Annotated in this window: 8 protein-coding genes (1 of these 8 only partly in view); 5 read left to right on the plus strand and 3 right to left on the minus strand. The window is 48.6% G+C overall.

The features are described 5' to 3' along the window. Positions 1–43: 43 nt before the first annotated feature. The 3 genes from ACZ5PW_RS05535 to ACZ5PW_RS05545 form a co-directional block, all read right to left on the minus strand. Complete coding sequence (locus ACZ5PW_RS05535) at positions 44–1,279, minus strand: molybdopterin molybdotransferase MoeA (RefSeq protein ID WP_464558743.1); 1,236 nt, start codon at positions 1,277–1,279, stop codon at positions 44–46. After that, on the minus strand, positions 1,269–1,826 hold the full coding sequence (mobA, locus tag ACZ5PW_RS05540) for a molybdenum cofactor guanylyltransferase (protein WP_464558745.1): 558 nt from the start codon (positions 1,824–1,826) through the stop codon (positions 1,269–1,271). The genes ACZ5PW_RS05535 and mobA overlap by 11 nt, the downstream gene beginning before the upstream one ends. Before the next feature lie 275 nt (positions 1,827–2,101). Further along, on the minus strand, positions 2,102–3,094 hold the full coding sequence (locus ACZ5PW_RS05545) for an HD-GYP domain-containing protein (RefSeq protein WP_464558747.1): 993 nt from the start codon (positions 3,092–3,094) through the stop codon (positions 2,102–2,104). Between the two features lie 452 nt (positions 3,095–3,546). On the opposite strand from ACZ5PW_RS05545, the gene ACZ5PW_RS05550 reads away from it, so the two are divergent. The 5 genes from ACZ5PW_RS05550 to tmcB form a co-directional block, all read left to right on the plus strand. Then, entirely contained in the window at positions 3,547–5,682 is a 2,136-nt protein-coding gene (locus ACZ5PW_RS05550; protein WP_464558749.1) for an acetate--CoA ligase family protein, read from the plus strand. 10 nt (positions 5,683–5,692) lie between these two features. Next, positions 5,693–6,757, plus strand: a complete 1,065-nt coding sequence (locus ACZ5PW_RS05555; protein ID WP_464558751.1) for a phosphotransacetylase family protein — start codon at positions 5,693–5,695, stop codon at positions 6,755–6,757. Positions 6,758–7,174: 417 nt separating this feature from the next. Beyond that, positions 7,175–8,428: an electron transfer complex subunit TmcD gene (tmcD, locus tag ACZ5PW_RS05560; protein WP_464558753.1), complete on the plus strand. Its 1,254-nt coding sequence runs from the start codon at positions 7,175–7,177 to the stop codon at positions 8,426–8,428. 19 nt (positions 8,429–8,447) lie between these two features. Continuing rightward, the gene (gene tmcC / locus ACZ5PW_RS05565) at positions 8,448–9,107 is read left to right on the plus strand and encodes a TmcC family electron transfer complex membrane anchor subunit (RefSeq protein WP_464558755.1); all 660 of its coding nucleotides are present in this window, start codon (positions 8,448–8,450) and stop codon (positions 9,105–9,107) included. A gap of 27 nt (positions 9,108–9,134) precedes the next feature. After that, positions 9,135–9,647: the 5' end (the start) of an electron transfer complex ferredoxin TmcB gene (tmcB, locus tag ACZ5PW_RS05570; RefSeq protein WP_464558757.1), read on the plus strand. Its footprint extends 801 nt past the window's final position; 513 of the gene's 1,314 nt are visible here — the first part of the coding sequence; its start codon is at positions 9,135–9,137; its stop codon lies off the right edge, out of view.

The raw sequence follows: 9,647 nt of genomic DNA on the forward strand, positions 1-9,647 counted from the left end.
GTGAAAGGTATTGATGGGCTGTGTTTCGGAATAGGAAGCCTGTTCAGCAGTAGCGGATAACCTGAACTTTATTCCCCGGTTGAAGCTCTTTGCTGTCCGGTGGAAGGACAATGATGCCGTTACTGAGCGACATTATCTTGCGGGGGGAAAGTTGACCCGCTGTAAGCGGATCGGCAAAAATACGGCCGTTTTCTTCAGTAATCAGGCAGGGGCGCATCTTTTCCCGCCCGGGCGAAGACTTTACACTGTCTTTCAGCCGGGCTGTATGCAGGGGGGCTATGTCTTCCATGCCGCGAAGGATATTGAGAGCCGGCTTGATTATAGTGTGAAATGCAAGGTTCACAGCATTGGGCGGTCCGGGCAGGCCTATTACAATGTTGGATGTGGTCTTGAATGCAAAAACCGATTTTGCCGGGTGCATTGCAAGCCCCTTGAATAAAGGCGTTCCCCCGGCGTCAATTACTGAGTTGAATACAAAGTCACGATTCCCGGGGCCGGTCCCTCCGGTGGTAATAATCATATCGCTGTTGGCATTATTGATGACAGCCCTTGAGATTGATTCAGGATTGTTGTCACACTTTGATATGCTTATGTCTTCAATCCTGCATCGTTGGCAGAGAGCCTTCAGGAGGATCAGATTGTCAGCCGGGATAAGTCCGCAGATATTTTCAAGGGAGGGGTCACACAGTTCGTTGCCCACGGCGAGAACTGTTATTGATAGGGGACGTCGTACCGGGACCATGCGGATTCCGGCATAGGCGAGCAGGGCTGCATCACAGGGTGATATCTCTTTGTTTGCAGCTGTGATCAGCGCCCCTTTCATTATATCAGAGCCGGCTTTACGGATATATTCATTTTTTTGGACCGGGGCTGTTATGCTTATTGATCCGTCTTTGATTTCAACCCGTTCAAAAGGGATAACCGCGTCCGCACCCTGCGGAATGATCCCTCCGGTAAGAACCCGTATAGCGCATCCGGATTCAATATGGCTTCTGGATGTTTCCGAAGGGCGTATTTCGCCTCGTATCTTGAGGTGTAAGGGAGAATCAGCGCAGGCCTCCGCCGTCTCAGAGCTGGTAACGGCGAATCCGTCCATTGCAGAACGGTCGTGTTCAGGCAGTGATATGCCAGAATAAATGTCTCTGCAGGCTATACATCCGGAGCATTCGGTGACAGCGATTTCCTTTTCAGTAACCGGAGAAGTGTTTTCCTTTAAAATTCTGAGTGCTTCTATTCTGGGAATCCCAGAAGGGTAGTTCAATTTATTATTATCCGGCATGTTCAGCTCTTTTGCAGGCTTTTTCCAATTCTTCCGGTGTATTCACATTTATGAAACTTTCAAGGTCGCGGTCCTTTGTCTCAAGTTCTGCTGTGTCAACAGTGCGGACTTTAACCTGAGGGAAAAAGCGGATTATCTGGAAAATTTTCCTGTTTAGGTTGTCTTCAATAAATGGCAGGCAGCGGCGGGAATAAACAGCGCAAAGAGGTTCGTACATTCCGTCCGGATGTATGGGAATGAGCACATCATCCTCAGGTCCCAGATGTTTGATCAATTCACTTATCATGCTCTTGTTGAGGAAGGGAGAATCACAGGCTGTTATAAAGACATGTTCAGTTCTGGAGTGGTGCAGGGCTGCATGAACGCCCGTTAGCGAACTGCGTTCATTGAAGATATCACCTTCAAGTCGTATTTTGAGGTCTGCGTGGTTTTCCGGCGTTCTGGTGATCACGAAGATTTCATCGAACATCCCTTCAAGGCGGTCAATTATTCTGGAAACCAGCTTTACTCCGGATATTTCAAGACATGATTTGTCTTTCCGCCCCATGCGCCGTCCCTCTCCACCGGCAAGAATTGCGGCGCTAAGTCTCATTTCTGGGTAAGATGAATTGCAGGGCATAGCCGACCTTTCAGATTATAAATCTTAAAACAAGTGAATTTATTTTTGTGTCTGTCGGGATTTTTGCACAAAAATCTGTTTAAATCCATCATGTTTTTGATGACATATTGGGATGGGTAAGCCTCCTTGAGCTGTCCGGAATAAACCGGTTCATAATTAACTGATCCGATCATGTATGGTGGCTTTGATTCTAGTTAAAGAGCTTATTCCCTGTATGTGACCTTCTCAAGGGCATATATAATATTGGGGTCATATTGAGAGGATTCTTTATATAGGATTTTCAGCGAATTGACGATGGGCATACGTTTTTTGCCCGGCCTTTCCATGGTCATTGCTACAAAAGAATCTACAGCACCACAGAGTTTGCCAAGCCATGACAACTGTTCGTTGCCGACCCCTCTGGGATATCCGGAACCGTCCATTCGTTCATGGTGTTCCAGAATAGCGCGCAGTGTTGTTTTGCTTATTTTTTTGGTGGCTCCGAGAATTTCAACCGAACCTATTGGATGCTGCCGAATCCTTTTCTGCTCGTCACGGCTGAGACAGAATTCCTTGCCTAAAACGAATTCCGGAAGGTGGCTTAAGCCTATGTCGCAGAGAAATAAAGCGCTTATAGCATCAATGAAAACATTCAGGTCAGGCTTGAGATCTCTTCCCAGCAGGATAACAGCAGCGCCTATTATCCCGGTGGAAACGGATTTGTTGACCAGAGAATGGCTTCTGTCCAGCAGGGGGATCATAAGCCAGAGTATTTGCGGCCTTTGGTGGAGAAGTTCACCAACTGAGCGCAGCGTAGCGTGAAAGTTATCAAAATTTAGTTTGACTGAGTCGTTGTATACCGTAGCTGCAGCCGACTTCAGTCCTTCAACCAGCAGGGAGGCAAGCTCATGGTCCGGAATGGCCTTGCCTATGCAAGAAACTACTTTCCCCAGATCTTTACTGAACTGCTCTTTACAGCAGTGCAGGTCTCTGTTTTTTATGAATATGTACCCACAGTCACAGTCCGTGCAGATTGTCTGCCTTTCTGTATGGGATATGGCAGTTCCCGGGACAGTGATAGGGTAATATTTACCGGTTTCAGTGTTGATCCTATAGAGGCTGAATTTTAACCCTTTTTTGGGCAGCATCTTCAAAATATCTGAAGGAATTGAACAGAAACCGTCCTCAATTGGTTCATAAGAGCTAGTCATGTTCATATAAGGCTCCACCTATGCCTTTTACTCATGCAGATAAAATTAGGGCACAAAAAAATAAATTTTATATTATCTGCTTTATAAAAAGACCGACTTAGTTGCTTTTATCATTAAGTAATTGTATTTTGCAATAAATAACGTGTTTGATAAGTTCTGGAAATACTGGATTAAAAAAATAAATACGCACCTTTGCATTTCGTGATGTATGGTTCTGTGTCATTTTGAGCAGAATTTATTATACGTTGCTCAAATGGCTTTTTACTTGAGGGTTGTGCAGTGGCAAGGCATTATCCCGCTTGCATTGACAGGCCCACTCTGACTATATTCGTTTGTTCACGGTCTCATAGCAGGTGCAGTTCGGTTGGCCACGGGAGCACCGTGACTTTTCAGTTAAATTTTAAGTTATAAGCATCTAAACCGGCTTTCAGCCGGGTCTTCAGGTTTCGGGAGAAAGTTTGGATAGTCTTTTTGCTCCTTCCTCAATTGCCGTCATCGGCGCATCAGCTGTTTCAGGAAAAATAGGAAACACAATCCTTGCGAATATTCTGCAGGCAGGATTCATAGGGGATGTTTATCCGGTGAATCCCCGTGGAGGAGTAATCCACGGGCTTGAGGCCTATGAAAGAATTTCTGATTTGAACCGTGACGTGGATCTCGCTGTAATTGCTCTTCCCCGTGATCTGGTCCTCGAATCTTTTCGGGAGCTCATTCAAGTCGGGGTTCGTTCCGTAATTGTCATAAGTGCAGGATTCAAAGAGGTGGACCATGAAGGATGGTTGCTTGAGACTGAGCTTGCTGAACTTGCCCGCAGGGAGGGTATCAATCTTCTCGGGCCTAATTGTCTGGGGTTGATCTGTTCAAAGTCCAACCTCAACGCATCATTCGCCACAGGTAATCCTCTTCCCGGGAAGATGGGCTTTTTTTCGCAGTCCGGTGCTCTTTGTGTTGCGGTCCTGGACTGGGCACTGGGGGCCGGTGTCGGGTTTTCAAATTTTATAAGCCTTGGCAACAAGGCGGTTCTCGATGAAGCGTCCATGTTGGAGTATTTGGGGAATGACCCTGAAACCCGCGTTATACTGGGCTATGTGGAGAATATTGATGACGGCCGCAGTTTCATGCAGCATGCTTCAAAAGTGGCAATGAAAAAACCGGTAATCATGATGAAGGCGGGGACGACCCCAGCCGGTGCACGCGCTGCATCTTCTCATACCGGGGCCATTTCCGGTTCCGACAAGGCATGTGGGGCTGCGTTCAGGCAGTCCGGAGTGATACGTGTGGACCGTCTTGATGAGCTGTTCAATCTGGCCAGGGCTTTTTCAGTGCAGGAGCTGCCTCTGGGACCGAATCTCGGAATTGTGACTAATGCCGGAGGCCCCGGGATTCTTGCCGCGGATGCCTGCGGAGAGTCGGGTATGCGGATGCCGACCTTTTCTCCCGAGACTATCGGAGAACTTCAGCGCATGCTGCCCGGATATGCTTCCCTGTACAATCCGGTTGACCTGCTTGGAGATGCTGATGCCGCAAGTTATGGGCGGGCTGTCAGAATTGTAGGGCACGATCCCTCAGTCAACAGCCTTCTGGTCATAGTCGCTCCCAATCAGCGGCTGGACCTAACAGCCGTTGCCGATGAAATTTCAGTTGCTGTTTCGGAAATATCCAAACCTGTTTTCTGCTGTCTTATGGGAAGGAGGAACAGTGAAGAGGCCCGAAAGATTTTTGCTTCAGCCGGAATTCCCGTATATGATTTTCCGAAACAGGCTGTCCGGGCCATGGACTGCATGTATCGTTATGCGGCATGGAAAGGACGTCCCCCGCGCACCTACCAGCAGCCCGAAAGGGATGTGGATAGCGCCAGAAAGGTTCTTGAGGGGGCTCTTCGGTCCGGACGTTCTGAACTGGTGGAATTTCAGGCTCGGGATATTGTTACGGCTTACGGCCTGCCGACTCCCGAGTCAGATCTTGCGCGAAGCGGGGACGAAGCTGTGGCGATAGCCGAGCAACTGGGTTATCCTGTTGTTCTAAAGATTGCGTCCCCTGAAATATCCCACAAGTCTGATGTTGACGGAGTTCGGGTGGGACTCGGGTCTGAAGAAGAGGTGCGGCAGGCTTTCTGGGACATAACTGCCAGAACCCAGCGGTTGCGGCCCGATGTGTACATTGCGGGCTGCCTGGTGCAGCAGATGGCTTCACCGGGGTCACGTGAAGTGATTGTGGGTTTTCGCAGGGATGAACAGTTCGGTCCGCTGCTGATGTTCGGACTGGGCGGGGTCTATGTGGAAATTCTCAAAGATGTTTCTTTTCGACTGGCTCCTCTTTCCGTGGAGGATGCCGGTGACATGGTGCGGGAAATCCGCTCCTACATGCTTCTTAAAGGAGTCAAAGGCGGGGAGCCTGTTGACTTTGAAGCAATTACCGATGTTCTTATCAGGATGTCGTCTCTGGCTGAAGATTTTCCTGAAATTTATGAAGCTGAATTTAATCCTGTGCTGGTAAGCTCGGAGGAGGCTCTGGTGGCTGATGCCCGTATAACTGTGGTCGATCCCGGTTCAAAGAACGCATCAGTGCAGATCCCGGCTGACGAGACTGAATAAGGAGGCATAGATGGTAGGTTTATATATAGGTTCAACTACCGGATATTCGGGAAAGAACCTTCTGGCCATGTCCCTTGGCCTTAAAATGAAGGAAAGAGGACTTGATGTAGGCTACATGAAACCCGTTGGAGCCGTACCGCACATGGACGGAAACAGGCCCGGGGATGCAGATGCCGCCTTTATTCAGGAAGTGCTCGGGCTGGAACAGGACCCTCAAAAAGTGACCCCGGTTCTGGTCACAAGAGATTTTACCATCAAGGCTTTTTCCGAGGACATGGGCGATCTGATGCCCTCAATTGTCGAGTCTTATGAGGAACTCAGCCGCGATAAGGATGTTATGATCATTGGCGGTTCCGGAAGTTATTTGAGCTCGGGAACTTATTGCGGGGTCAGCGGGCCGGAAGTTGCCCGGGCTGTCAAAGCCAAGACAATCCTTGTTGACCGATACAGCAAGGAGTTGCGTTACGATTACGTGCTGCGGGTGCATAAAGAGCTTGGCGATGATTTTCTGGGTGTTGTTTTCAATGACGTCCCCGAGCACTACATGGACGAACTCACCTCGCTGATTGTCCCGTTCCTCGAGAAGAGAGGGGTGAAGGTTCTCGGCATTATTCCCCGCGATCCGCTCATGGGGGCAATCAAAGTCAATGACCTCGCGGAGAGGCTGTTCGGGAAAATCATTTCCGCTCATGCCAAAGCTGACAGGGTTGTTGAGAATTTTCTTATCGGGACAATGCAGGTCGAAAACTTTATCACTCATTTTCGCAGGCATAAGAATTCGGCCGTAATTGTCGGTGGTGACCGTGCTGACGTGCAATTGGTGGCCCTTGAAGGAAACTGTCCGTGTCTGATTCTTACTGGTAACCTTTATCCTAACGATATCATACTTACCCGGTCAGAAGTTTTGGAAATTCCGGTGATTGTAGTCCGGGATGATACCTATGCGGTGGCCAAGAAGATGGAAGCAATACAGGAAAGCTACAAACTCCGTGATATGATTAAGATTAATCATGGTGCTGGGCTTGTTAATGCTGAACTTGATTATGACTATCTAATGGCTGAACTGGACTTGTGATTACCTCCTGTAAAAGTTGGTATTTTAACCCACCGTTATAGTAGGAATAAAAAAATCGTTTAATCATTTTTGTCAAAAATATAGTCTTGTTTTTTAGTGTATAAATAAGACTTAAGTGTCTGAAATGGTGATCAAAAAACCAAGTGCGCTGGAGAAAATATAGCTCCGGTGTTCTTGGTTTTTTTGCGTTTTCAGCTATCGAAAGCCTCTAAACGGTATTGTCCTAGACCACAAAATATGCGAATTAACTTGCAGTTATAAGGCTGGACGGGTCTCCGGCCTTGGTGTGACTAGGTTTGTTTCGACCAAAGACGGGACTATTGTTGGTTAGAAAACAGGGTGCTTGCACCCGGAAAACCGAGCCGATCCGGATTATTGGCGGATAAGACGGATCAATTCGGAATGAGGAGGCGTGAGATGCCTGATGCGTCCACGTGGGATTGGAATCCCGGTAGACGAGAGGTCCAGGACACAGGATCTTGGTCTGATAAATTTGAGTGGGTGGAAGAATTCCATGCCAGCCCTGACGGTGAAAAGGTCGGAGCGGTAGTTCATAAAGGCGATCTGGAATTCACAGCCTGCGTCAATGGCGAGATTTGGGAAGAATCATACGACAGGATTTTCTATCCCAAATTTGCTCCTGACGGCAGGTTCACAGGAATTGCCCAGCAGATGGGTGAATGGACTCTGGCTGTAGACGGCAAGCACTGGCCTGAAAACTACGGCTATATCTGGAAAACAACTTTCGGACCCGAAGGTACTATTATCTGTGCTGTCCAGCAGGATATGACATACGGGATGGGTGTTGACGGTGTTCTCTGGGAAAACTTTTTTGAGAATGCAAACAACTTCACCGTAGGTGTAGACGGCAAGTCCACAGCTGCCGTTGTTCAGGTGAGGTCAATGGACCAGGCTGATATTGAGACCTTTCAGAAGGGAATTTTCTCTGTGGCTGTAAACGGTGAAGCCTGGGATAACGTGTTCATGAACTGTTACACTCCGGTCTTTGATGCCGAGTGTAAAAAAGTGGCCTGTCAGATCAGAAAAACCCTTTATGATTACACCATCGCAGTCGATGGGAAAATCTGGCAGCGTGAATATCAGAGTGTATGGGCTCCCTGTTTCAATCCAGCGACTGGTGCTCTTGTGGCCCCCGTGCGTTTGGGTGGAAAGTGGGGAATGGCTCAGGATGAAGAACTCATCTGGAACAATACCTTTGCCAACTGCTGGCACCAGCAGTTCAGTGCTGACGGTTCAAAGCTGTGGGCAATTGTTGCCCCTGTTTTCGGCAGCTTTACTGTTGCTGTTGACGGAAAGCCCTGGTCGATTACAGCCCCGGTTGTAATTGATCTGAGCGTCAGCCCAGATGGTAATCGTGCTGCAGCCCTGGCCAAAGATGACCGCGACTATACCGTTATGTGTGACGGTAAAGTATGGCCCGGTGTATTTGAAATGGCCTGGAAACCGGTTTTCAGCCCTGACAGCTCCAAGGTTGCCGCCAAAGTCGAGAAAAACGGTCGCTACACCGTTGTTCTGGACGGCAAGCCTTATGGTCAGGATTTTGATCAGTGCTGGGAGCCTTCTTTCAGCCCTGACAGCTCCAAGGTACTTATTCGTGCCATTGATAACGGCAAATTTGTACGCATCGTTGCTGATGCAAGCGAATTCTAAATAACCGGAGGAAATACACATGAACAGTGTTTATGCATTCGTGGTTGGTCCTCTGGCGTGGTTCGCCTGGGGCGTGTTTATTCTCGGTTCCATTTACAGACTGGTTTCCATGTATCAGCTCGCTAAGGCAAAGGACGGTTCGTCCCTGCACTATATGAGCTTCAAATGGGGCATGCGCTCCATCATGGCCTGGCTCAACCCTTCAGGAACCCTCGGTTGGCAGCGTAATCCCTGGACTGCGCTGGTAACTTTTGTTTTTCATATCTGTCTTGTCATCGTGCCCATCTTTCTGCTGGGTCACGTAGTTCTCTGGGATCAGTTCTTCGGTATCAGTTGGCCTACCTTGCCGGATACTATCGCTGACATCATGTCCATCGTTGTTGTGGTCTGCTGTGTTTACTTCGGTCTGCGCCGCTTTCTGCAGAAAGATGTGGCATATCTGACTACCGGTAAAGATTGGATAGCTCTTGCGGTGCCGGCACTTGTGTTTGCCACCGGTGTTCTGTCTTATCACGAGATCGGCGATCCCAAGGTAATGCTCATTCTGCACATTCTCTGCGGTGAAATCATGCTCATCAGCATTCCTTTCACCCGTTTGAGCCATATGCTGTTCGGTCTTTTCACCAGAGCCTACATGGGTTCCGAGTTTGGTGGAGTCCGTCACTGCAAGGACTGGTAACCAAAGCCCCGCAAGGAGTATTTAAAAATGACATTCGACAGAAAAATCGAAGATGCAGGGCTTAACCGCGGAGTATCCCGCCTGACCCCTGAACGCATCGAAAACACCCTAAAGCAGGTTATCGAAGGAGAAGCCGGCGCAAAGCTCAAGCTCTATGCTGAAACATGCATGCGCTGTGGTATGTGCTCCGAAGCCTGCCATTATTATATGTCCCATGAAGGTGATCCCAGCTATTCCCCGGCTGGTAAGGTTCATCAGACTCTGGGTAAAATACTGCGCAAGAACTATAAGGTTTCTGCAGATGAAATCTACGAGATGGCGCAGATTGCATACACAGAGTGTAACCTCTGCCGTCGCTGCATTCACTTCTGTCCATTGGGAATTGACACCGGTTACATCATGAGCATGGTTCGCCGTATGTGCCATAAGCTTGGTGTTACCCCTCAGTATATTCAGGATACTGCCCACTCCCATTCCTCCACCATGAACCAGATGTGGCTCAAGGATGATGAGTGGGTTGATACCCTGCAATGGCAGGAA

Source organism: Maridesulfovibrio salinus (assembly GCF_055394525.1).